We start from the raw sequence: 24,024 nt of genomic DNA, 5'->3' as shown, positions 1-24,024 counted from the left end.
TATCCGCCCCCAAACACGGACCGTTCTTTTGCCCATCTCTGACGATCATCGGCATATCAACCTGCCCTCCGCTCGCGAGGATGCCGGCCGAGCCAAGCAACAACTCGATACGCCGCAGACCCGCGCGCCCACTTATAAGCTGGCGTTCGCCGATCCCGAATTTCTATTGCGCGACGAATTACGGCCCGTCCGTGTGCAATTGGAGCTCCTCAAACCCGAGCTCGAGTTGCAGGCCCAGGGCATAACCTCGACGATCGTCGTGTTCGGCAGCGCGCGCATTCATGAGCCGGCCCAGGCCCGCGCCCGCCGGCAGGAAGCCGCCGCTCAGGCCGAGGCGGCACCCGACGATTTGCGGCTCCGTCACGCCGCAGCCGCGGCAAGGCGTGCCGAAGCCCTCGCGCATAATTACGACCGTGCCCGCGACTTCGCCCGCCTGGTCTCGCAATCGCGCGACGAAAACGGCCGGCAACGCTACGTCATCGTCACTGGCGGCGGTCCGGGCATCATGCAGGCCGCCAATGAAGGGGCCGCCCTCGCAGGCGGCGTCAGCATCGGCCATAATATCGTCCTGCCGCACGAACAGGCACCCAACCCCTTCGTCACCCCGGAACTCTGCTTCCAGTTCCACTATTTCTCGATGCGCAAAATGCATCTCCTGACCCGGGCGCGAGCCCTTGTCGCCTTCCCTGGTGGCTTCGGCACCATGGACGAACTCTTCGAAACCCTTTGCCTCATCCAGACCGGCAAGGCCCGCCCCCTCCCCGTCCTGCTCTTCGATCGCGCCTACTGGACCAAGGTCATCGATTTCGAGGCCATGGTCGAATACGGCATGATCAACGAAGCTGACCTCTCCATCTTCAGCTTCGTCGAAAGCGCCGAGGAAGCCTGGAAAGTCATCGAAGACCATTATGCGGAAAGCCACGGCTAGGAGGGCCTTCGGCGACCAGGAGGCACCGCCTCCTGGACCTGGGGGGCGATGGGGTGGGGCGGACAGCGGGCAGCGCATGAGACCGGTTGCTCAAGGACTATATTCCTTGTACAGTAGACCCCATGGACTGGACCGATCGCCTCGCCACCAAGCCGCCACGGCGCCGCTATCCCTTCTGGGCCAGGCGCGACCGCCGGCGCACGGCCCAGGCCATGGCGGCCGGACGTACCGCCCAGGAGATGGCGCTCGTCAATCGCGTGCCCGTCATGGAAGTCGAGAAGCTGCTCCGGGATGAGGAATTCCAGGAGCTGCTTCGGCATTACAGCGCGGTGGCATCGCTCCCTTATGAGGAGCGCATCGCCCGGCTGGCACCCCTGGCGCTCTCCATCCTGGAGATGGGTCTGGAGACGGGCGACATGCGGGTCGCCATGTTCGTCCTCCATGAGCAGAACAGGGGCCGCGATCCGGCGCGGAGCATGGCCGAGCGCTTCGTCGCCCGGGCCGAGGCCGCCGCGCGCGAGACGCAGCCCAGGCCCGAGCGTCGCGAGGCCGCACCGCCGGCCGAGCCGCGCCAGCCGCCGGGCGACTGGAGCCATTGCGCGGCGATACCCGAGCACCGGGAGGAAGCGGAAGCGCTGGCCCTGGCCGATCTGCGCCGGGTGGCGCGGGACAACCGGGCTGAGTTGAACCGGCTGGCGGACAAGCTGGCGTCGGAAGCGGAGCGGATGGGTACGGGCCTTGGTCCGAACGCCTTGCCGGCGTTGCGCCTGGAGGCGGTGGCGCGAGGTGTGGCGCGGTACTGGCACGAGCGGCCGGCGGAGAGCATGCAGGCGGCGATACGCTTGCAGGGTGCGAGGAAGATCGGCCGCTACGGGACCGGCCCGCCCTCGTGATGGTGGCCGGGTAAGACTCATTCCTCACCCGCACCAACAACCCCGCACCAACCCGGGTCCAGGGGGCGGTGCCCCCTGGCCGCCGGAGGCATCCTCATCCAAACCGCCCTCAATGCGATGCGAGAGGTTTCTTTGGGCTGGTTGTCGTTTCGGGCTGTGCCGGGGCTATCGTCTGTTCGAGCAGGCTATTGGCTGCTGCGAGGGCCGCTTCGGTGATTCGGGCGCCGGCCAGCATGCGGGCGATTTCGGCTGGTCGCTCGGCCGGGGCGAGGGTGCGGACGAGGACGCGCACGTTGCCGTCGACGAGGTTTTCCTTGGCGACGGTCAGGTGCAGGCCGCCGCGAGCCGCCACCTGGGGGGCGTGGGTGACGACCAGGATCTGGCGCTCCTCCGCCAACCGGCTGAGCCGCTGGCCAACGGCGTCGGCGACGGCACCGCCGATGCCGGCATCGACCTCGTCGAAGATCATGGTCGGCGCGGTGCCGAGCTTGGCCAGGACGACCTTGAGCGCCAGCATGATGCGGGAGAGTTCGCCGCCCGAGGCGATCTTGCCCAGAGGTCCGAATGGCGAGCCAGGATTGGTACTGATCTCGAAGGCGACGCGCTCGAGGCCGGCCGGCCCGATATCGGCGGGCTCCAGCGGCAGGAGGGCCACCTTGAAGCGGGTGCGTTCGAGTTTCAACGGCGCGAGTTCGGCCATGACGGCCTGGGCCAGGCGTTCGGCGGCCTGTGCGCGGCCCTGACTGAGGTGCCGAGCCAGATCGAGATAGGTGGCCTCGCGTTCGGCCACGAGACGATCCGCCGCCAGGAGCTCCTCGCTGCCATGGTCGATGCCGGCGAGGAGCGCTTGCGTCTTGGCCAGCAATGCCGGCAGTTCGTCGGCCGCGACGCGGTGCTTGCGCGCGGCATCGCGCAACGCGAAGAGGCGCCCTTCCACCGCGTCCAGCGTGTCGCCGCCGTCCTCGGCTTCGCGGACCACGGCCTCGAGCTCGGCTTCGGCCTCGTCCAGCTCCACCAGAGCGCGAGCCAGGGCGGCGGCGGCCCCCTCGAGCGAGGTCTCCGGCTCCATCTGGCGCTCGAGGCGTCGAAGGGCTGTGGTCAGGCGCTCGCGCGCGCCGCCATTGCCGACCAGCAGTGCTTGGGCTTCTGCAAGGCCACCCATGAGCTTCTCGCGATTCATCAATTTCTGGCGCCGCTCGGCCAGTTCGCCTTCCTCGCCCGGCACGGCGGCAAGATCGGCCAGCTCGGCCTCGCGATGACGAAGATAATCCTCCTCCTGGCGGGCGGCGACGAGCAGGGCGTGCTGGCGCGCCCGATCCGCCGCCGCTTCCTGCCAGGCCCCATAGGCGGCCTCGGTTCGGCGTACCAGCGCCTCCTGACCGGCGAAGGCATCGAGCAGCCAGCGCTGTCGGTTGCCCGAAGCCAGCTCGTGCTGGTCGTTCTGGCCGTGCACCTCGATGAGCGAATGGCCCAGCCGGCGGAGAAACTGGGTCGAGACCGGCTCGTCATTGACGAAGGCGCGGCTGCGTCCGTCAGCGGTGAGGATCCGCCGCAGCACCACCTGCCCCTCGCTCGCGGCTTCCTCCTGGCCCTGCTCCTTGAGCGCTTCCCAGAGCGGATGGTCGACGGGCGGCTCGAAGGCCGCGGTGACCACGCCCTGGCTGGTTCCAGGGCGGACCAGCGCCCGGTCGGCCCGCCCCCCCAACGCCAAGCCCAGCGCGTCGAGGACGATGGACTTGCCGGCGCCGGTTTCGCCCGTGAGCACGCAAAGGCCAGCGCCGAAGGAAAGATCCAGCCGATCGATCAGGACGATGTCACGGATCGAGAGGCCTCTCAGCATGCGCAGCCTCGGCCGGTCGGCAAGGGCGGCGCGATGAATGCAAGCCTGATGCGGTCCCTCATGGACCAGAGATGGTATGCCCGGGCCGGATCAGAAGATCCGGCTGAGCCACGAGCCCTGGTCGCGCTTGGGTTCAAGATTCTGTCCCTGGAGGAGGCTATAGGCACGCTCGTACCAGACCGTCTCGGGGAAATTGTAGCCGAGCACGGCCGCGGCGTTCTGGGCTTCATTGCGGACACCCAAGGCCAGATAGCATTCGACCAGACGCATCAACGCCTCGGGCACCTGCGTCGTCGTCTGATAGCCCTCGAGGACGGCGCGAAAACGGTTGATGGCCGCCACGTACTCGCCGCGATCCTGATAATAGCGCCCGATCGCCATCTCCTTGCCGGCAAGATGATCTTCCGTCAGATCGACCTTGAGCTTGGCATCGCGGGCATAATCAGAATCGGGGAAGCGGCGAATGAGCTCATTGAAGGCATCCCGAGCCTTCTGCGTCATTTCCTGGTCGCGCCGGACGTCCGAGATCCGCTCGTAATAATCGACGCCGATGAGATAATAGGCGTAATCCACGTCCGGGGCGCCCGGATGCAGGTCGATATAGCGCTGGGCCGCATCGACCGAGGCATCGTAATCGTTGGCCTCGTAATAGGCATAGGCCGACATCAGCTGGGCGCGGGTGGCCCATTCCGAATAAGGATGCTGCCGGTCCACTTCCTCGAACGCAGATGCCGCCGCAGCATAATTGCCCTGCTGCAGCTGATCTTGCGCCTTGTTGTAGAGGTCATCGACGGGTTGCTCGATATAGGGCGCCTCCTTTTTCGTACAACCGGCCACCGCAAGCGTCAGGACGAGGAGCGAAGCCGCGATCCTCCCGCGCGTGCCGTTCCAGCCGTTGCGCTTCGCGTCCCGCCTTGCCGGGCGCACCGTTTCGCCGACGATGGCGGACCTTGCGTCCGCCCTCAAACGTTCAATCATGAATAGTTCACTTGCCCCCATCTGGCGCCGGGCTTTGCCTTACCTTGCCGCCGACCATACTCAAGACGACGGATCGCCGCCATACGGGCATCGCCATCGATGCGTTATGCCTCGTCCTCGATCGCGCGCAGAAGAGGTCGCCATTCGGCCCTAATCTGCTCGCCTTGCAAGGATGCCCGGCCGGCTTGTGGATCGAAAACGGTGAGGCCTTGCGTCGCAAGCTCCGCATAAAGCGCCCGATCCGCCAACCTTGCCACCGCCGGCATGCCGATTTCGCCCAGGAACATCTCCAGCCGCTGCGTTGCCCGATTGCGGCTGCGCAGCCGGTTCGCCACCAGGAGCACGCCCTTCTTACCCTTGCGGATCGGCTTAATCTCGTCCAGCCGGCGCACGAAACGTCGCGTGCTACCCTCGTCGAAGATCGAGGGGAGGACCGGCACGATGACGATGTCTGCCTGGGCAATCAGCAGTTCGACCTCCTTCATGCGGAGATTGGCCGGTGCATCGATCACCAGGCGCTGCACACCCGACGACTCGTCGCTCACCGATTTGCGCCAGTCCAGCGCCTGGATGGCGGCCGCTTCGGCGGGCCGCAATTTCAGCCATTCGAGGCTGGATTGCTGCCGGTCGACGTCGGCCAGCGCCGTCGCGAGGCCGCCGCGGGCGAAGGCACCCGCCAGATTGGTCGCGATCGTGGTCTTGCCACAGCCACCCTTCAGATTCGTGACCAGCACACGGATCAAGAACGAGCCTCCCGCCAGAAGGGCGTCGTCTGCCTGAAGGCGCGCCAATTGATACTCGCTCGCCGCTTGTGGCCGTCCGCCGCGGCCGCGTGCCAGCCGACGACGATGCCGGCACCGATCGCCGCATGGCGAGCGCCGGGACCGTCCCGCCGCCCAGCGAGCGAAAGGGCCAACCCCGCCGCTACCGCCACGTCGTTCAGATGGCCGAGTTCGTCTTGAAAATCGGCCAGTTTGCGCGCGAAAGCCCGCATCTGCTCAGACTCGAAGAGACCGCCAAAATATTCGACGCCGTAGCGCAGCTTCTTCAAGGTCTTGCGCATCTCGTGACGCGACTCATCGCCCAGATGATCGAAATGCCGGCCGCGCTTCAACAAACGCCGATAGCGCTTTTCCAGCGTCTCCACGGCAAAGCCACCAAGCGGCGTCGCGAAAACGGCTGGATCGCCGCCCTCCTCGCGCCATTTGGCCAGCTCGACCCAGAGCGCGAAGCCCAGCGCCATCTCGGCATAGCGATCACCTTTGAGTGTCGCGCGAACCTGATCATAAGCCTTACCGCGGGCCTCGGCCGTCAGTGCCTGGAGGGTAGCCAAAGGCACTTTGCCCGGCTCGCCGGAATCGATCGACGCCAGCATGTCTTTGTCGAACACGTCGAGATCGCGCGCAGGGCCCAGCCTACCGATCAACCAGCGGAATTCCTCGTTCCAACGCTGTGCCGCCGCTTGGCCGATCGCCGGCTGGAAGATCGTCAGGGCGGAACGTAGCCGACGCAGGGCGACGCGCATCTGATGCACGCCTTCGGGATCACGGCCAATTTCGGCCGACTGCTCGTTGTCGAGCAAATGGCTAAGGGCGCTGCGAAAGATTCGCCGCATGCCCTCCTCCACCTGCATGTCCTGGTCAAGCTCAGGGCTGCCAGCCTTGCGGGGACCGGGTGTCAGACCAGCGACCAGGCCATAGCCCCTGCCCGCTTTCGAGACCGTCTCAATCGCCAGCGGGGCTACACCGCGTAGGGCGTCAGCCAACTCGTAGAGGGCCTGAGAGCTGCCTTCCTTGAGCTCCAGCTCCAGCTCACTAAAGACCTGGCGTCGGCCCTTGCCGACGATGCTGCCGTTGTCGAAGGCGACCTCGATCACGGCACCCCGCCCAGCCTGGTCGGTCCAGTCAAGCAAGGTACGAGAGCGCTCGACCACCGACTCGAAGAGCGCTTCCAGTTCCTCGGGAAGAACCACACCCACCCGATCGAGCAGAGTCCCGTCGCCGAAGGCCTTGAGGTCGGGTCTTGCTTCCTTAAGATCGACTTCCCATTCCGGCCGATCTTTCGCGATCGAGCTTGTGATCGCCTCGCCCTTGACGGTCTGGATCAGGCGGCGGCCGTCCTTGCGGATCCTGAGCGCCAGACCCTGCTGCGCCAGCCGAAAATCCGGCGTATCGAAATAGATACTCTTGAGCTTGCCCCGCTTGAGTGGCGTACGGCTATGGCGCGTCAGCAATTCGCAGGTGGCAAGGCTCGCCATGCCGGCCTCGGTCGACCGCAGCTTCAGCTCGACTTCCAGAGGCGGCTCCGGCAAAGGCGAATCCGGCGACATCGACCCTTTATCCGTTGCGACAGAGAGGCTCGCCTCTCTCTCGGTCTAAGGCGGGTGCCAAAACCACACGGGGCCTGGCCGATAGCCATGGCCCTTCTATCGCCGGGAAGTGCAGCGAACGCAAGGCGACTTGCTCATGACCGAGATTCCTCGTGAACCAAGGCGGCCCGGGCAAAGGGCAGGATCGCGCACATCAGGACGAGCGGGAGGCGCCTTCGCGCGCCCGAGTAGAAAGACGAAAGGGACGGACCCCTCCGGCCCGTCCCTCAACGTTCTCTATAGCCTCTTTTGCGACGCTAATCAGACCGACATGCGTTCGCGCTTCAGGAAGGCCGGCATGTCATCCTCGTCGCGCTCGGAAGCGGGATTGAGCACGGAAGACTTGACGGTTGCCTCGCTCGGCTCCTCGGCGGACTGTGCCGCCGCTGCTGCGCCGCGCGAGAAGGCCAGGCCCTTCATGCGATCGAACAGATTGGGTGCGCGCTCGCTGCTCTCGTGCCGACGGTTGTCACCGCCGACAGGCTGCGGCACGAAGCTCGGCAGACCCGAGGAGGAGGGCTCAGCCGGCAACTCGGCCGGCGCCTGCTGGCGCAAGGTCGAAGCCAGGCCCGGATTAGCGGCAGCCGGCCGCTGCGCCGAAACGGGAGCCGGCTGCGGGCTGACCGCGCGGGCGTTGAAGCGGAACGTCGGCATCGGCGCCGCCTCCGGCATGTTCGGCGTCTGGGCGGCCTGAGGGTAGGCCAGTTCGACGGCCTCGGGCACGTGGGCATCGATGCCGGTCGCCACCACCGAGACGCGCATACTGCCCTCGAGCGAACTGTCGAAGGTCGAGCCGAAGATGATATTGGCGTCCTGGTCGACTTCCTCGCGGATACGATTGGCCGCCGCATCGACCTCGTAGAGGGTCATGTCGCTGCCGCCGGTGATATTGATGAGGACGCCACGGGCACCCTGCATCGATACCTCGTCCAAAAGCGGGTTCGAGATGGCGGCTTCGGCAGCGTCGATGGCGCGGCGATCGCCGTCGGCCTCGCCCGTGCCCATCATGGCCTTGCCCATCTCGCTCATCACGGTGCGGATATCGGCGAAGTCCAGGTTGATCAGACCCGGCATGATCATGAGGTCGGTAACGCCACGCACGCCCATGTGCAGGACCTGATCGGCCATCTTGAAGGCCTCGGCGAACGTTGTCCGCTCATTGGCCATGCGGAAGAGATTCTGGTTCGGAATGACGATCAGCGTGTCGACATATTTCTGCAGCTCGCTGAGGCCGCTCTCGGCCAGGCGCATCCGGTGCGAGCCCTCGAACTGGAAGGGCTTGGTGACGACCGCCACGGTAAGGATGCCCTGCTCACGAACGGCGCGCGCGATCACCGGTGCCGCACCGGTGCCGGTGCCACCGCCCATGCCGGCGGTGATGAAGACCATGTGGCTGCCCTGGAGCTGCTCCAAGATCTCGTCCAGCGCCTCCTCGGCTGCAGCGCGGCCGACCTCGGGACGCGCGCCGGCCCCAAGGCCGTGCGTCAGCGTCACACCAAGCTGCACCTTGCGCTCGGGCAGGCAGTTCGCCAGCGCCTGCGCGTCGGTGTTGCAGGCCATGAACTCCACGCCTTCGAGATGCGAGGTGATCATGTTGTTCAGGGCATTACCACCAGCGCCACCAACACCGACGACGGTGATCCGCGGCTTCAGCTCGTGGGTCATGGGAATCGAGAGGTTGATCGTCATCCTGTCTTCTCCTCCGTCCGCTCTAATGGCGTCCGCTTATGCGCTTATGGCGCGTCCTGCAGATATGGCCGCCCCGGCCTGGACCAACGAACACGCAAGCTCGCTTGGGACCAAGAACCCGGCGGGGCTCGCGTCGCTCGTCAAACAACGCCGTGGGGCAAGCACGGCGCAGGACCTGTCGTGGCCGGATGAATCCCCGGCTCCCGACTATAGAAAATCTCCGACTGTCCCGTTTCAGCAACCGTCAAAGACCCTTTAGGGAGCGGCACCTTGACGAAAACTGGACGAGTGCCGCGCTTCTGCAACAATCGACGCCCCCGCCAACGCGGGGTTCTCCTTGCTGCATAACCGAATTTCATCGGAATGGCAGGGGCAAAGATGAGCAGCACAGAAAAAAACTCGCGGAATTTACGCGATATTTTATCTAAACTTTCGATCTTTGGTTTCTGCGCAGCGGCTGCTGCTAGAAATTCTGCCGCAGCCACTCCCTCAGCCGGGCGATGCCATGGGTGATGGTCGGCTGGTCGTCGACCTCCCACCAATTGACAGCCGGAGTCTCGCTGGTCTTGAGCATGAGGCCGCCCGCCGAGGCCGCACAGCAGGGACTTTCGCCATTGCCGCCGGGCTCGCCCAGCGTGGTCGGTCGCCCCACCCTAGCCTCGATGCCGAACAGCTCCTCGCATAGCTCCGTCATGCCGTCGATCTGGGCGGCACCGCCAGTGAGGACCATTGTCTTAGCGGTGCAGCCGCCCAGCATCGCATGCGCCTTGTCCATCCGCCCCATGAGCTCGCGGAGAATATCCTCCATGCGCGAACGGATGATGAACGTGAGCCGCGTACGCGAGACCTCGCCCGAGGGCTCGTCATCGCGATCGCCCTGCATGGGATACTCGATGCGGACATTATCGTCGGAGGCCCGCCACGCTACCGAGCCGTGCAGGTTCATCACCCGCTCCGCCGCCCGGCGGCTGGTCGAAAGACCATAGGCGATGTCACCGACGATCCGATCCCCCGCCTTGGCTATACGGTCCAGCCAGATGAGCCGGCCCTGCGCGAAGAACGCCATCTGGGTCGTGCCGGCACCGATATCGAGGACGACGCAGCCGCGATCCAGCTCCTCGTCGCCGGCGGCACCAAGGGCCGCCGCGTAGGAGGAGGCTACGAGCGAGGTCACATCGACGTGACAGCGCTCGATACAGTTGACGAGGTTGCGAATGGGGGCGGCGTCCGCCACCACGGCATGCGCCAGGATCTCCAGCACCTGGCCCGAGATGCCACGCACGTCGCGTAGTGGCCGGCCGCCATCGATGGCCATCTCGACCGGCACCAAGTGCAGGACGACGAAGTCCGGATCGGTCAGTTCCTCTCGCACACGCTGCAAGGCGGTGCGGACATCTTCGGCGGTGGCCGCCCGACCGTTCAAGGGACGCTCGACCCGGACATGCACCGAGCGGGGCCGGCCGCCACCGACGACGGCCGTGACCTCGCGGATCTGCTCGCCGGTGAACTGCTCGGCCTCGTGCAGCACCGCCCGGATCGAATCCTCGACTGCGTCGGCATCGATCACCTCGCCGGCCTTGATGCCATCGGCGATCTGATAGCCCCTGCCCATGACCTCGAGGCCGCGGCCGCGCGTCGGACGGGCGATATAGCAACAGATCTTGCTGGTGCCGATGTCGAGCACCGTCACGGGCTCGCCCCGCGCCCGGCTGGCCTTGGCTTCGACCTTGCGGCGTCCGGCTGTAAGGATGCTCATGTGCCACGCTTCTCCGCGGCCGCCATGATCGGGGCGGCGTTCGTTTCTTTCTCGTCGCTCTTGAGATGCACGGCGGTCCAGCTCGGACTGCGCATGTCGATCGAATCCACAGCCCTGGCCAGGATCTTGTTACGCCGCTCATAGTCGGCCAGGCGGTGCCAGGCGGTGGCAAAATCATGCTCAGGCAGCCTGACCTCGATCCTACCGTCCAGGAAGATGTTCCAGCGCCGCTGGCCGACCCGGCCGGCTGCCGTGACACGTGCGGCCAGATCGGGCTCGGACTTGAGCACGTCCAAGAGGTCGGCCGCCGCCGCCGGGGCACCCTCGCCATGCAGGAGGGTAAGGTCGAGGAAGGGCCGCAGATCCTTGACCGGCAGGACTTCGCCGTCGCTCGAGACCACCTTGGTCTCCTGGCCGTCGAACCAGAGGGCCACGGCATTATATTCCTCGATATGGACGAAGATCGTCGAGGGCAGCAAGCGCTTGACGGTCGCGCTGTGCACCCAGGGCAGATGCTCGACCTGCTCGCGCAGCGCCTCCGTATCGAGAAGAACGATGCTCTTGCCGATGACGGGCTGGATCACCGCCGCCAGCGCCTCGGCATTGGTCGAATGGCGGCCCTCGGAATAGGCATCTTGGACAGAGAGCCCGAGTTTGGCGCTCAGCACCTCGCCACCATCGCGCAAGCCACCCTGCAGCTTGGCCAACACCCCCTCGTCGATCGCAACGTAACCGCCGCCTGCGACGATGCCGACGGCCGCCAGGACAATCCCAAAGGTGCGCAGCCGCTTCACCCAACGCGGTGTGGGCTTTTGCCGCTCGGGCACCCGGTTCTCGCGGACCACCGATCTGACGGGTTCCTCGACCGGCGGCGCGCTCGGACGCATCAATGGTCGCATCGGGCTTCCTTCACCAAACGATCAACGAGCTCGTCGAAGTCGATACCGCGATAGGCCGCCTGCTCCGGGACCAGCGAGAGTGGCGTCATGCCAGGCTGCGTATTGGCCTCGAGGAGCGAAAGCCCTTCCTCAGCCAAGCTTGGATCATAGCGGAAGTCACAGCGGGCGACGCCCCGGCAGCCCAGCGCGTCATAGGCCCGCTGCGACCAGTCCTGGACCAGGGCCTCGATCGCCGGCGGGATCTCGGCTGGAACGACGTGATAGGCAAAGCCCTCGGTATATTTGGCGCGATAATCGTAGAATCCGTCCTTGGGGACGATCTCGGTCACGGCCAAGGGCTCGCGGTCGAGCACGCCGCAGGTGAGCTCGCGGCCGGCAATGAAGCGCTCGACCCGGACCCGCTTGGCGAGATCGAGGGCGTTGCGGCTGAAGATCGGCCGCGTGTCGCCGTCGGGCAGGATGAACACGCCAACGCTCGAGCCCTCGGCCGCCGGCTTGACGACGAAGGGCGCATCGATCCGTGGACCCGCGCGGCCAAGTTCCTCGAGCGTCGTTTCGTAGCCCTCGGGCGTACCTATCCCCGCCTGGCGGAACAGCCGGATTGCCATAGTCTTGTCCATGGCCACGGCGGAAGCCAGGACGCCCGAATGCGTATAGGGAATGCCCATGATATCGAGGACGGCCTGGATCCGCCCGTCCTCGCCGAACGCGCCATGCAGGGCGTTGAAGCAGACATCCGGCTTCAGCGCGGCCAGGACCGCCATGACGTCACGCCCGACATCGATGCGGGTCACCTCATAGCCCCTGCGTTCGAGGGCATCGGCGCAGGCCTTGCCGGAAGCCAGCGATACCTCCCGCTCGGACGACCAGCCACCAAGGAGGACAGCCACGTGCGGCTTCCTGGCACTCATGCGGGAACTCCCTCGTCGATCAGGCCCTGCAGGGCCGGCAGCTCAGTACCGACGCGCACAATCTCCCAGGCCAGAAGAATGCCGCTGGTCGCGAAGACCTTGGCGCGCACTTCCTTGCCCAACGCCTCCATTTCAGCCGAGCTCGCCGCCCCGGTATTGACAAGAAAATTGCAATGCTTGTCCGAGACCATGGCCTTGCCACGTCGCAGACCTCTGCAGCCGGCCTTGTCGATCAGCTCCCAGGCGCGCCTGCCCTCGGGATTATTACCGTCCGGCCCCGTCTTGGGGGGATTCTTGAAGGTGCTGCCGCCCGTGGCCACCCTTTGCGGCTGCGTGGCCTCGCGCGCTGTCCGGATCTCGTTCATCCGCTGCGTGATCCGCCCCTGGTCGCCCGCCACCAGGTCGAAGCAGGCCCTGAGCACGATCCAGTCCGCCGGCAATTCGCTATGCCGGTAGCTAAAGCCCAGCTCCGCCGGCTTGACCCGATGCACCTTGCCGCTCCGGTCCATGGCCTCGACCCAGAGCAGCCGCTCCGCCGTCTCACTGCCAAAGCAGCCCGCATTCATCCTGATCGCACCGCCGATCGTCCCCGGGATGCCGTTCATGAATTCCAGGCCCGACAGGCCCGCGCGCGAGGCCACCTGAGCGGTACGCTGATCCAGCGCCCCGGCCCCGACGATGACGACATGATCGTCGATGATCACCTGCGCCATTACGCCGCCCAGTCGCACGATCACGGCATCGAGGCCGCCATCGCGGACCAGAAGGTTCGAGCCCACGCCCAGGGGCATGACCGGAACCTCGGGCCCGAGTTCGTGCAGGAGCAGGGTAAGGTCCGCATCGTCGGCGGGATTGGCCACCACCGAGGCCGGCCCGCCCACGCGCATCCAGGTGAGCGGACCCAGCGGTACGCCGCGCCTGAGCGAGCCGCGAAAGGACGGCAATTCCTCAGCGATGTTGCTGCTGCTTTTCAAGGTCAGTGGATCGACGAGCGCCGGGCCAGCATTCACCGCCTGGGTCATGGGCCCTCTCCTTTGGCACAGCGCATCAGGCGGCCCCCTCCCGGCGACGGCGCGCCTCGAGCTCGGCCGGCAGCGCGTTCGCCCACTGGCTGATCGAGCCCGCCCCCAGGAAGACGACATAGTCGCCCATCCGCGCCATGCCGTCGACGAGGGCCGCCAACTCCTCCGGCCCCTCGATCTGCAGGACCTCGCGCTGGCCATGCTGCTTCAAGCCGGCCACGAGTGCCGCCGCATCGACGCCAGGGATCGGCGCCTCGCCCGCTGGATAGACCGGGGCCACGATGACGGCATCGGCATTGATGAAGGCCGTGCAGAATTCGTCGAAGAGATCGCGCAGACGCGTATAGCGATGGGGCTGCACCACGGCCAGGACCCGCCCCTTGGCAGCCCTTCGCGCCGTATCCAGGACGGCCTTGATCTCGACCGGATGATGACCGTAATCGTCGATGATCGCGATGCCGTCGACGAGGCCGGTCCGGGTAAAGCGCCGCCTGACGCCCTCGAGGCCCGCCAGTGCCTTGCGCATCGGCAATTCACCGATGCCAAGCTCGCGCCCGACGGCGATGGCGGCCAGCGCGTTGGCGACATTGTGCCGGCCGGGAAGGGCCAGGCGCATGCCCTCCAGCCGCCGTTGGATGCGGCCCTCGCGGTCGCGGAAGGTGATGTCGAAAACCATGGCGCCATCGTCGAAGACGGGCTCTGAGGCCTGAATGTCGGCCTGCGGACTGAAGCCATAGGTGACGACGCGCCGATCGGTGATCCGCGCCATCAGCGCCTGCACTTCCGGATGGTCGATGCAGAGCACCCCTAGGCCATAGAAGGGCAGCCGCTCGATGAAGGTCTGGTAGGCGTCCCGCACCGCATCGAAGGAAGCCCAGTAATCCATGTGCTCGGGATCGATATTGGTAACGACACCGATGGTCGCCGGCAGCCGCAGGAAACTGCCGTCGCTCTCGTCGCTCTCGACCACCATCCAGTCGCCCTTACCCAGGCGCGCATTGGTGCCCCAGGCATTGATGATGCCGCCATTGACGACCGTCGGGTCCCGTCCGGCCGCGTCCAGGACGGCCGCCACCATGGCCGTCGTCGTCGTCTTGCCATGCGTGCCGCTGACCGCGACGCCGCGCTTGAAGCGCATGAGCTCGCCCAGCATGTCCGCGCGACGCACGACCGGCAGACGCAATTGCCGCGCTCGCTCCAGCTCGGGATTGCCGGGCTTGATGGCCGTGGAGACGACGACGACCCCGGCCTCGCTCAAATTCTCCGCCTGCTGGCCGATCTTGACCTCGATGCCGAGCTGCCGCAGCCGCTGCACGTTGGCGTTCTCGCTCGCATCCGACCCTTGCACGCGATAGCCCAGCGAGACCAGGATCTCGGCGATCCCGCTCATGCCGATGCCGCCAATGCCGATGAAATGGATCGGGCCGATCTCGAGCGGCATGAAGCTCATGAGTGGCTATTCCTGATGGTTGGGGCCGAGGAGGAGCGAATGGCGGGCTCGGCAACGCCCGCCAGGACGGCGTCCGCTAGGCGGGCGGCGGCATCGGTCCAAGCGATGCCGGCCGACGCCCGGCGCATGGCATCGAGCCGCAGGGGTTGAGCGATCAACATGGCCAACATCTCAGCCAGACGCTCGGGCGTGGCCTCGCTCTGCGGCAGGCGCAGGGCCGCCTCGGCCCTCTCGAGCTCGACGGCATTGGCATCCTGGTGATTGTCCGCGGCAAAGGGATAGGGAATGAGGATCGCGGGCTTCCCCAGCATCAAGAGCTCGGCCACCGTCGAGGCGCCCGAGCGGCAAAGCAACATGTCGGCTCCGGCCATCCGGGCCGGCACATCGTTGAAAAAAGCGGCCAGCTCGGCTGCGAAACCCATCTGCGCATAGGCCGCACGCACGCGCTCCAGATCCTCCGGCCGGCATTGTTGCTGGAGCCTTAATCGCTGACGCAGCGCATCGGGCAGAAGTGCAATGGCCGCCGGCAGCACGTCGCTAAAGACTCGGGCCCCCTGACTTCCACCCAGAACGAGCAGACCGAAACCCGTCTTGGGCTCGAGGGACGTTGGCCTGCCGAAGCCTGGGCGCACGGGGTTGCCGGTGACGCGGACACGATCACCCTTCGGCGCCGCCCGCGTCTGCGCGAAGCTAAGCGCCACGATCCGGGCCACCTTGGCGATCATCCGGTTGGCGCGGCCAAAGACAGCGTTCTGCTCGTGGACGAGAAGCGGCGTGCGCGTCAGGGCCGCCGCCAGAGCTGCGGGTACGGAGGCATAGCCGCCAAAGGTGGCTGCCGCATCGGGCCTGACCTCGGACCAGAGTCGGCGCGCCTGCCTTGCGCCGCGCATCAAGCGCCAGGTCCCCTTTAGTTTCTGCAAGAGGCTGCCGCTTGGGCTGGCAGCCTCGACGATCCGGCATTCCCAGCCATCCGGCCCGTCGGTACCGACATAGCGGGCACCCCGCCTGTCGGTCAGGATGACGACACGGCAGCCGCGCTCGCGCAGTTCCGCCGCGACGGCCAGCGCCGGAAACATGTGGCCGCCCGTGCCGCCGGCGGCAACGACGATGGTTGGCGAAGCACTCATCCGGGCGTTCCGAGCTTGGCCCCTTTGCGGGTCAGCGCCAGCAGCATGCCCATCCCAATAGCCAGGGCAAGCATCGAGGACCCACCGTAGCTGACAAAGGGCAGAGTCATGCCCTTCGTCGGCATCAGGTTGAGATTGACCGCCATATTGATCAAAGCCTGGCTGGCGAAGACGACGATCAGCCCGGTCGCCGCCAGTTGGCAGAAGCGATCGGGCGCTTCGGTCGCCCGGTTAAGGCCGCGAATCAGCATGAAGGCAAAGAGCGAGACCAGCATAAGGCAGGCAAGAATGCCGAATTCCTCGGCCGTGGCGGCAAAGACGAAGTCGGTATGGGCGTCGGGCAAGGTGAACTTGACGAGGCCCTCCCCTGGCCCACGGCCGAAAAGGCCACCCGAGGCTACGGCACGGAGCGCCTTCTCCACCTGATAGCCGGTCGAGTTCGGATCAAGGAAGCTGACAACGCGATCATGGAAATGCGCGAAGATATGGAAGGCCGAATAGAGCCCGAGCACGGCCGCACCGCCGATGCCGACGAAGATGAACCAGGGCAGCCCGGCCACGAAGAGCTGAGATGAAAAGACGATCACGGTAAGGGCCGTCATGCCGAGATCGGGCTGGCTCAGCAGAAAAAGGAGGACGAATGCGACCGGCATGGCCGCCAGGACGAAGCCCAGGAAGCCCGGCTTGCGGCTCAAGATGAAGGCGCTGACGACTACCAGTGCCGGCTTGACGAACTCCGATGGCTGGACGGGCGTGCCCAGCACCGAGATCCAACGCCTGGCTCCCTTGATCTCGGTGGCCATGATCGGCGTTACCGCCAGCATCAGGCCGAAGATCACGAACATGCCGATCGCCAGCCTGAGAACGCCGCGCGGCGCCAGCAGCGAGGTACAAAAGAGCAGCCCGATCGCCGGCAGGAGAAAGAGGATGTGCCGGATGATGAAGTGATCATGCGGCAACCTGAGCGTCGCTGCCACGGGCGGGCTGGCCGCGAAGACGACGATGATGCCGACCAAAGCCAGGACGCCCAGGCCAGAGAGCATCACACGGTCGACGGTCCACCACCAGGTGGAGACGACCGACCGATCGGTACGGGCAAAGCGCATCATGTGACGATCTCCCGGACTTCAGCCCTGGTGCCAAGGTCAAGTGCCAGCTCACGAAAGCGCTCACCGCGCGCCTCGTAGCTCGTGAATTGATCGAACGAGGCGCAGGCGGGCGCCAGGAGGATCGTTGCCTCCAGGCCCGACGAGCGCGCATCGTCGAAGGCGGCGGCCAGCGCCCGCTCCAGGGTGCCGGCCGACGTGGTCGGGATTTTGCCCTGGAAGGCCGCGATCATCTCGGCTGCCGCATCGCCGATGAAATATCCGTGCCGAACATTGGCGAGGTAGGGATCGAGGCTGGCAAAGCCGCCGGGCTTCGCCTTGCCACCCGCGATCCAGAAGATGTTTTCGAACGCGGCCAGGCTCCTGGTCGCCGAATCCGGATTGGTGGCCTTGCTGTCATTGACGAGGCAGAGATTGCGGAAGCGGCGCACTTCTTCCATCCGGTGCGGCAGCCCCTTGAAGCTCGCAAAGCCCTGGACGAACCGCTCGGGCGGCAATCCCAGCCCCCGCAATGCCGCATAGGCCGCAGCGGCATTCTGCCAGTTATGCGTGCCGCGCAGGGAGGGGATTCCCGCAAGGTCGGCCACGGGCTCGTATCCGATCGTAGGATCGTTGATCTGTCCCGCCTGCACGAAGATTTCATCGCCCGCGGGTTCTCCCACACGCACGCGCATGAGCCTCGGGCTGGACTGCGCCCGGTCATTGGCGAGCTTGGCCGAAATCGCATCGTCGACGGCAACGACAGCGATGTCACCTTCGCCCTGGTTCATGAAGATCCGCTTCTTGGCCGCCAGATAGCCTTCGATGGACCCGTGCCGATCCAAATGGTCGGGCGTCAGGTTCAGCCAGACGGCAACCTTGGGCCGAAAGCGGCTGATGAGGTCGAGCTGGAAGGAGGAGAGCTCGAGGACAAAGGGCTGGCCCGGTGCGGGGCTGAGTTCGAAGACAGCCTTGCCAATATTGCCGCCCAGGAGGGATGGCAGGCCAGCCTCTTCGAGGAGGTGATGGATGAGCGCGCTGGTTGTCGATTTACCGTTGGTGCCGGTGACTCCGATGATCGGTCCCGTTTCGTGCGTCCGGCAAAAGAGCTCGACATCGCCCACGATCTCGACACCGGCCGCCCTCGCCGCCTCGAACACCGGGTGTGGGGCCGGATGGGTAAAGGGTATGCCCGGGCTAGCCACGAGGAGGCTCAACGAGGAGATGTCAGCCAAGGCACCCTGGCGCGCGCCCAGACCGACGGCAGTTGCCAGGGCAGATGGCCGATCGTCGAAAGCCACGGGCTGGGCCCCAGCCTCGACAAGCGCCCTGACTACGGCAATGCCACTCCGCGCTAGGCCGATAACGCCGACCGGCCGGCCCTGCCAGGCAGCAAGAGCGGGGCTGGCGCTCATCGCAGTTTCAACGTCGAAAGACCGACAATGGCCAGGATCATGGCCAAGATCCAAAAGCGGATGACGATGGTGGGTTCCTTCCAACCCTTCTTCTCGAAATGATGGTGAAGTGGCGCCATGCGGAAAACGCGCTTGCCGGTCAGCTTGAAGGAGGCAACCTGAACGATGACCGAAACCGCCTCGAGAACGAAGAGGCCGCCTATGATGGCCAGCACCAGCTCGTGCTTGACGATAATGGCGATGGCACCAAGCGCACCGCCGGCCGAGAGCGAGCCTGTATCGCCCATGAAGACCATGGCGGGTGGCGCGTTGAACCAGAGAAAGCCCAGGGAGGCCCCGGCCATGGCGCCGCAAAAAACGGCGAGCTCGCCCGTTCCCGGCACATAAGGAATAGCCAGATACGCGGCGAAGATCGCGTTGCCAACCAGGTAGGCGATTAGCGCGAAGCAGCCGGTGGCTATCAGAACCGGGACGATGGCCAGGCCATCCAGCCCGTCGGTCAGGTTGACGGCGTTGGAGGAGCCCATCATCACGAAGGTGGCGTAGAGCGGAAAGAAATAGCCCAGCGGGATCAGGACTTCCTTGAGGACTGGCACTGCAATGCCCGTCGCCAGGGGGCCCGGCGTCATCAGCATGACGGCGATCGCGGCGACGAGGCCGATCACCGCCTGCCCCAGAAGCTTCAGCCGGCCTGATAAACCGCCCGTGTGCCGCTTGGTCACCTTGAGCCAGTCATCGGCAAACCCCAGGCCGCCGTAGCCCAGCGTCACGAAAAGGACGATCCAGACATAGCCGTTCCTCAGATCGGCCCAAAGAAGGGTCGAGACCGCGAGCGCCGCCAAGATCATCATCCCACCCATGGTGGGCGTGCCTTGCTTGGTAAGCAGATGCGATTCCGGCCCGTCCAGGCGGATCGGCTGACCACCGCGCTGGACCGTGCGCAGCCAGCGGATCAAAGGCGGGCCGATCAAAAAACTCAGGAACAGGGCCGTCATGACGGCGCCGCCGGTCCTGAACGTCAGATAGCGAAAGAGGTTGAAGAAGGTGACGTGCTCTGCCATCGGCAGGAGGAAATAAGGCAGCATCAGGCGACCTCCTCCTTCCCGGCGAGTGCATCGACAATCAACTTCATTCGGCTGCCGAGCGAGCCCTTGACCAGGACCGTGTCGCCGGGCTGGAGCACCGCCTCCACCGGATCAACGAGTTCTTTTGCGGTCGGGCGGTAAGCGCCGCGCCGATCGGTCGGCAGGGCATCGAAGAGGTGGCGCATCAAGGGTCCGGCTAGAAAGACGAGGTCGACATGCGCCTCGCTGAGTAAGGGGGCGAGCCCGGCATGCAGGTCGGGTGCGCTGGCGCCCAGCTCCAGCATGTCGCCGAGCACGGCGATCCTCCGGCCCGGGCGCTGGCCCAGGACGTCGATCGCCGCCTGCATGGAGGTCGGATTGGCGTTGTAGCTTTCATCGAGGAGGAGGGCCATGCCACCCTTCACCTTGATGGGTCGCCGTTGGCCGCGACCGCCGGGCGGCTGAAACTCGGCCAGGGCCAGGGCCGCGGCCTCGACGTCGCCACCCAGGGCGTCGACGGCTGCCAGGACGGCCAGGGCATTCTGCGCCCAATGCCGGCCCGGGGCACCCAGGGCAAAGCGCAGCGACCTATCCTTATGGCTCAGTTCGACATGCGAGCCCTCGGCCGTTGGCTCGAAGGCGAGCAAGCGCCAGTCGGCCGCCTCGTGGCTGCCGAAGCTGACGATATCGGCACCGTTCTCGCGGGCCGCCCGGGCCAGCCGGTCGAACTGCACATCGTCCCGGGGCAGCACGGCCACGCCGCCTTGCTCCAGCCCCGCGAAGATCTCGGCCTTGGCATCGGCGATCTTCTCGAGCGTGCCGAAATATTCGAGATGAGCCGGTGCGATGCGGGTGATGATCGCCACGTGCGGGCGCACCATGCGCGTAAGCGCGCTGATCTCACCCGCGTGGTTCATGCCGAGCTCGAAGACACCAAAGCGCGTGGCCTTGGGCATCCGCGCCAAGGAGAGCGGCACGCCCCAGTGATTATTATAAGAGGCGATGCTCGCATGCGTCCGGTCCTGGGCGGCCAGCACATGCCGCAGGGCTTCCTTGGTGCCGGTCTTGCCCACGCTGCCGGTGACGGCCACGATGCGCGCATCGGTCCTGGCCCGCGCCGTCACGCCCAGCGCTTCCAGCCCCTTCAGCGTGTCTTGCACGACGAGGCGAGGCGCGCCGGCGGGCAGGCCCTCCTCGCGCGCGACCATGACGACGGCACCGGCCTGGCTGGCCTCGGGGGCGAAGGCATGGCCGTCGCGATTTTCGCCGGCCAGCGCCACGAAGAGCGTCTTCTCGCCGAGCGCCCGGGTGTCGATCGACACTGCTTGGACCGACCAGTGGCCCAAGACCTTGCCGCCCGTGGCGGCCTCGGCCTCGACAGCGGTCCAAAGCGGCGTCATGCGGGCACTCCGTCGGCCATCGCCACGGCCTCGCGCGCCACCATCTCGTCATCGAACGGGTAGACAGTCCCAGCGATCGTCTGGCCGCGCTCATGGCCCTTGCCGGCAATGACCAGAAGGTCGTCCGGCCCAAGGTCGGCCACCGCCTGGAAGATCGCCTGGCGACGATCACCCGCATCGATGCCGCCGGGGCAGCCCGCCAGCACCGCCTGGCGGATGGCAGCCGGATCCTCGCTGCGCGGATTGTCGTCGGTCACATAGACCCGGTCGGCCAGCCGCGCCGCCGCCGCGCCCATCAAAGCCCGCTTGCCCGGATCACGGTCGCCGCCCGCGCCGAAGACGACGAACAGCCTACCGCGCGTGTGCAGCCGCAGCGCCTCCAGCACTCGCTCCAGGGCATCTGAAGTATGAGCGTAATCGACGAAGACCGGGGCGCCATGCGCGCGCGCGGCCACGCGCTCGACACGCCCATGGGCGCCTTTGACGGCCGGCAGCACGGCCTGGATGCGATCGAGCTCGATGCCAGCTGCCAGCATCAGCCCCACGGCGGCCAGGAGATTATGCGCCTGGAAGCCGCCGACGAGGCTGCTTTCGATCGTCACGGTCCGCCCCAGCGCCGTGAAGGACAAAAGCTGGCCGTGGGCTGTCGGTGCTTGATGGACGAGCTTGAGGGCGCCGGCCTTGTGGCCAAAGTCCATGACCTCGAGCCCGCGCGCGCGCGCGATCGCCGAGAGCGGCTCGAACTCCGGGATGTCGGCATTGAGCACAGCCACGCCCGTCCGCGGCAGCAAGTCCCGGAAAAGGCGCGCCTTGGCCGTGAAATAGGCCTCGAAATCGCCGTGATAGTCGAAATGATCGCGCGTCAAATTGGTAAAGGCAGCGGCGCGCAGACGCACGCCGTCCAGTCGATACTGGTCGAGCGCATGGCTGGAAGCCTCCATGGCCGCCAGCGTCACGCCGTCATCGGCCAACCGCTGCAGGATCCGGTGGATGGCGATGGGTCCGGGCGTCGTCAGGCCCAAGGTCTCGTCGATTCCAGGCGCCTGCACGCCCAAGGTCCCGATCGAGGCGGCGGCGATGCCCAGCGATTGACCGATCTGCCGCACGAAGCTGGCAATGGAAGATTTGCCGTTCGTACCGGTGACCGCAACCATCGTCGCCGGCTGGCGCCCGTAGAAACGGGCGGCGATCTGTGCCAGCGCCAAGCGCACGTTCGCCGCCTCGAGAATGGGCAGGTCGTCCGTGTCGTTGGCGGGGGCCTGGCGCAGGACCGCCACAGCACCGGCCGCGCGCGCCGCCGCGATGAAGCCGGCGCCATCCGCCTTGACGCCCGGCACGGCCGCGAACAGGTCGCCTGCCTTGACCTCGCGCGAATCCGCGGCCAGCCCGTCGATCCGCACGGAGCCGTCGCCGATCAACCGAACGGCTTCAGTCTTCAGCTCCGACAGCAGCAAGCTTCGTGCCCTCCACACTCTTGAGGCCAATGCCGCGCGTCTGCGGGAATTTGTCCTGATAGCTCAATATGGTGTCTGGCGCCGATGGCGGCACGCCCAAAAGCGGAGCGATCCGGCTGATGATGTTACTCACGGCCGGAGCCGCCACCCAGGCCCCCGCTTTGTAGCCGTAGGTGCTCTTGTCGCCCTTGGGCTCATCCTCGTTAACCATGACGAGATAGCGGGGGTTATCGATCGGCAAGGCCGCCAGGAACGAGGCGAAGACCTTGTTGTGGTCATAGCCCTTGTGCCCAAGGATCGCCTTGTCGGCCGTGCCCGTCTTGCCGCCCAGGAGATAACCGTCGACCTGGCCACGCGTGCCCGTGCCCTTGGCGACCGTCAGATACATGATCGAGCGCAAGTCCGCGGCCGTCTTCTCTTGAATGAAACGCTCCGGCGTCGGCATGTCGCCCGGATCACGCCTGAGAAGGGTGACCGGCACATGCGTGCCGTCGCCGGCCAGACCGGCCACAGCACCCAGATATTGCAAGGGCGGCATCGAGATGCCGTGCCCGAAGGAGACGGTGGCCGTCGTGATATCAGGCCAGCGATGCGGCCGCATGGGCTTGGCGACCTCGGGAATCTCCAAAGGCAGCTTATCGTAGAAGCCCAGCTTGCGCAGGAAGGAGTCGAGCGCCGGACCGCCGCCGGCCGCAAAGGCCATCCTGGCCGTGCCGATGTTGGAGGAATACATAAAGATCTCGGGCACCGACATGACCCGGTTCTTGGCGTGGTCGTCGCCAATCCTGAAACGCCCGATCTGCAGCTTGCCGGTCGCATCGAACGTGCTTCGCAAGGTCACCTTGCCCGTGTCGAGCGACATGGCGTGACTGACGACCTTGAAGAGCGATCCCAATTCGTAGGAGCCGCCGCTGCAGCGATTACGACGCTGCTCCGGCCCGGCGGCATTGGGATAATTGAGGTCGTAATCAGGCATGCTGACCATGGCCAGCACCTCGCCGGTCACCCGGTCGAGCACGATGCCGCAGCCACCGATAGGACGGAACTGGGCCATCGCCTTGCCCAGTTCGTCGGCAACGATCTCCTGCACCCGCAGGTCGATGCTGAGGCGGACCGGCACGTCGGGGTCGATGGAGCCCACCATATTATGGTCGATCCCGTACTCGATCCCGGCCAAGCCTTTATTGTCGATGTCGACGAAGCCCACGATATGGCTGGCCGAGCGACCTTTGGGATAGACACGGTGCTCGGCTTCCTTAAAGCCGATGCCCGGAATGCCCAGTTGAAGGACCGCCTCCTCTTCCTTTGGCGAGACCTGATGCTTGATCCAGGTAAAGCGCCTGGCCTTGTCCAGTCGATCCTGCAACTCGGCCGCTGTGGTGCCCGAGAGCACCTTGGCCAGCGCCTTGGCCGCAGCCGCATGATCGGGGATGAGCAAGGGATCGCCAAAGACCGATGGCAGCCGCAGGTCCGTCGCCAGCAGGACCCCGTTGCGATCGACGATATCGGGACGGCGATGATCCGCACCCTCCGCCTCGTCGCTGGCCTCAGCCGAGCTGATGGCCGGCTGCGGCGGCAGCATGTCGACCAGGCGCAGCGCCACGCTCACAAAGGCAAGTCCGAACCCGAAACCCAATATCTTGAGCCGTCGTCTTCCTTTCAGAAGACTGGGATTCGACTTCAGACCCAAAAGGTCCAGCGAAGGGCTCATCGAGCCTACTCCTCCTCCAACAACAACCTAGCAA

At 65.9% G+C, this 24,024-nt stretch carries 19 protein-coding genes; 2 read left to right on the top strand and 17 right to left on the bottom strand.

Annotated elements, in window-relative coordinates; translation table 11 throughout:
* Window positions 1–28: 28 nt before the first annotated feature.
* Both CFB17_RS02665 and CFB17_RS02660 read left to right on the top strand, forming a co-directional pair.
* Window positions 29–928 (top strand): LOG family protein, encoded by a 900-nt coding sequence (locus tag CFB17_RS02665; protein WP_243389681.1) that lies wholly within the window; start codon window positions 29–31, stop codon window positions 926–928.
* 122 nt (window positions 929–1,050) lie between these two features.
* Entirely contained in the window at window positions 1,051–1,821 is a 771-nt protein-coding gene (locus tag CFB17_RS02660) for a hypothetical protein (protein ID WP_088559818.1), read from the top strand.
* A gap of 109 nt (window positions 1,822–1,930) precedes the next feature.
* Here the strand turns inward: CFB17_RS02660 and recN are convergent, their stop codons facing one another.
* From recN to CFB17_RS02575, 17 genes are all read right to left on the bottom strand, one after another.
* A complete protein-coding gene (gene recN, locus CFB17_RS02655) occupies window positions 1,931–3,661 on the bottom strand; it encodes a DNA repair protein RecN (protein WP_088559817.1) in 1,731 nt (576 codons plus the stop codon).
* A 90-nt stretch (window positions 3,662–3,751) separates the two neighbouring features.
* The gene (locus tag CFB17_RS02650) at window positions 3,752–4,639 is read right to left on the bottom strand and encodes an outer membrane protein assembly factor BamD (protein WP_088559816.1); all 888 of its coding nucleotides are present in this window, start codon (window positions 4,637–4,639) and stop codon (window positions 3,752–3,754) included.
* 104 nt (window positions 4,640–4,743) lie between these two features.
* Window positions 4,744–5,373, bottom strand: a complete 630-nt coding sequence (locus tag CFB17_RS02645) for a ParA family protein (RefSeq protein WP_243389692.1) — start codon at window positions 5,371–5,373, stop codon at window positions 4,744–4,746.
* A gap of 5 nt (window positions 5,374–5,378) precedes the next feature.
* A complete protein-coding gene (locus CFB17_RS02640; protein ID WP_088559815.1) occupies window positions 5,379–6,968 on the bottom strand; it encodes a CYTH and CHAD domain-containing protein in 1,590 nt (529 codons plus the stop codon).
* Between the two features lie 300 nt (window positions 6,969–7,268).
* Window positions 7,269–8,696 carry a cell division protein FtsZ gene (ftsZ, locus tag CFB17_RS02635; RefSeq protein WP_088559814.1) on the bottom strand — a complete coding sequence of 476 codons (1,428 nt, stop codon included), beginning with the start codon at window positions 8,694–8,696 and terminating at the stop codon, window positions 7,269–7,271.
* A 463-nt stretch (window positions 8,697–9,159) separates the two neighbouring features.
* The gene (gene ftsA, locus CFB17_RS02630; protein ID WP_088559813.1) at window positions 9,160–10,452 is read right to left on the bottom strand and encodes a cell division protein FtsA; all 1,293 of its coding nucleotides are present in this window, start codon (window positions 10,450–10,452) and stop codon (window positions 9,160–9,162) included.
* Window positions 10,449–11,351 carry a cell division protein FtsQ/DivIB gene (locus CFB17_RS02625; RefSeq protein ID WP_088559812.1) on the bottom strand — a complete coding sequence of 301 codons (903 nt, stop codon included), beginning with the start codon at window positions 11,349–11,351 and terminating at the stop codon, window positions 10,449–10,451. Before CFB17_RS02625 ends, ftsA begins: the two co-directional genes overlap by 4 nt.
* The gene (locus tag CFB17_RS02620; RefSeq protein WP_088559811.1) at window positions 11,339–12,262 is read right to left on the bottom strand and encodes a D-alanine--D-alanine ligase; all 924 of its coding nucleotides are present in this window, start codon (window positions 12,260–12,262) and stop codon (window positions 11,339–11,341) included. Before CFB17_RS02620 ends, CFB17_RS02625 begins: the two co-directional genes overlap by 13 nt.
* Window positions 12,259–13,284, bottom strand: coding sequence for a UDP-N-acetylmuramate dehydrogenase (gene murB, locus CFB17_RS02615; protein WP_088559810.1), 1,026 nt, complete (start codon window positions 13,282–13,284; stop codon window positions 12,259–12,261). Before murB ends, CFB17_RS02620 begins: the two co-directional genes overlap by 4 nt.
* A 25-nt stretch (window positions 13,285–13,309) precedes the next feature.
* On the bottom strand, window positions 13,310–14,734 hold the full coding sequence (gene murC / locus CFB17_RS02610) for a UDP-N-acetylmuramate--L-alanine ligase (protein ID WP_088559809.1): 1,425 nt from the start codon (window positions 14,732–14,734) through the stop codon (window positions 13,310–13,312).
* The gene (murG, locus tag CFB17_RS02605) at window positions 14,731–15,861 is read right to left on the bottom strand and encodes an undecaprenyldiphospho-muramoylpentapeptide beta-N-acetylglucosaminyltransferase (protein ID WP_088559808.1); all 1,131 of its coding nucleotides are present in this window, start codon (window positions 15,859–15,861) and stop codon (window positions 14,731–14,733) included. The genes murC and murG overlap by 4 nt, the downstream gene beginning before the upstream one ends.
* Window positions 15,858–16,970: an FtsW/RodA/SpoVE family cell cycle protein gene (locus CFB17_RS02600; RefSeq protein ID WP_243389680.1), complete on the bottom strand. Its 1,113-nt coding sequence runs from the start codon at window positions 16,968–16,970 to the stop codon at window positions 15,858–15,860. Before CFB17_RS02600 ends, murG begins: the two co-directional genes overlap by 4 nt.
* Window positions 16,967–18,361 (bottom strand): UDP-N-acetylmuramoyl-L-alanine--D-glutamate ligase, encoded by a 1,395-nt coding sequence (gene murD, locus CFB17_RS02595; protein WP_088559806.1) that lies wholly within the window; start codon window positions 18,359–18,361, stop codon window positions 16,967–16,969. Before murD ends, CFB17_RS02600 begins: the two co-directional genes overlap by 4 nt.
* The gene (gene mraY, locus CFB17_RS02590; RefSeq protein ID WP_088559805.1) at window positions 18,358–19,446 is read right to left on the bottom strand and encodes a phospho-N-acetylmuramoyl-pentapeptide-transferase; all 1,089 of its coding nucleotides are present in this window, start codon (window positions 19,444–19,446) and stop codon (window positions 18,358–18,360) included. The genes murD and mraY overlap by 4 nt, the downstream gene beginning before the upstream one ends.
* Window positions 19,446–20,825 (bottom strand): UDP-N-acetylmuramoylalanyl-D-glutamyl-2,6-diaminopimelate--D-alanyl-D-alanine ligase, encoded by a 1,380-nt coding sequence (locus tag CFB17_RS02585; protein ID WP_088559804.1) that lies wholly within the window; start codon window positions 20,823–20,825, stop codon window positions 19,446–19,448. The genes mraY and CFB17_RS02585 overlap by 1 nt, the downstream gene beginning before the upstream one ends.
* Entirely contained in the window at window positions 20,822–22,279 is a 1,458-nt protein-coding gene (locus CFB17_RS02580) for a UDP-N-acetylmuramoyl-L-alanyl-D-glutamate--2,6-diaminopimelate ligase (RefSeq protein WP_243389679.1), read from the bottom strand. Before CFB17_RS02580 ends, CFB17_RS02585 begins: the two co-directional genes overlap by 4 nt.
* Window positions 22,254–23,990 carry a peptidoglycan D,D-transpeptidase FtsI family protein gene (locus tag CFB17_RS02575; protein WP_088559803.1) on the bottom strand — a complete coding sequence of 579 codons (1,737 nt, stop codon included), beginning with the start codon at window positions 23,988–23,990 and terminating at the stop codon, window positions 22,254–22,256. Before CFB17_RS02575 ends, CFB17_RS02580 begins: the two co-directional genes overlap by 26 nt.
* Window positions 23,991–24,024 lie beyond the last annotated feature (34 nt).

This window comes from Arboricoccus pini (assembly GCF_900187945.1).
Lineage (GTDB): Bacteria > Pseudomonadota > Alphaproteobacteria > Geminicoccales > Geminicoccaceae > Arboricoccus > Arboricoccus pini.
Note: the sequence above shows the minus strand (reverse complement) of the source record. Positions and strands in the feature narration are given on the sequence as shown.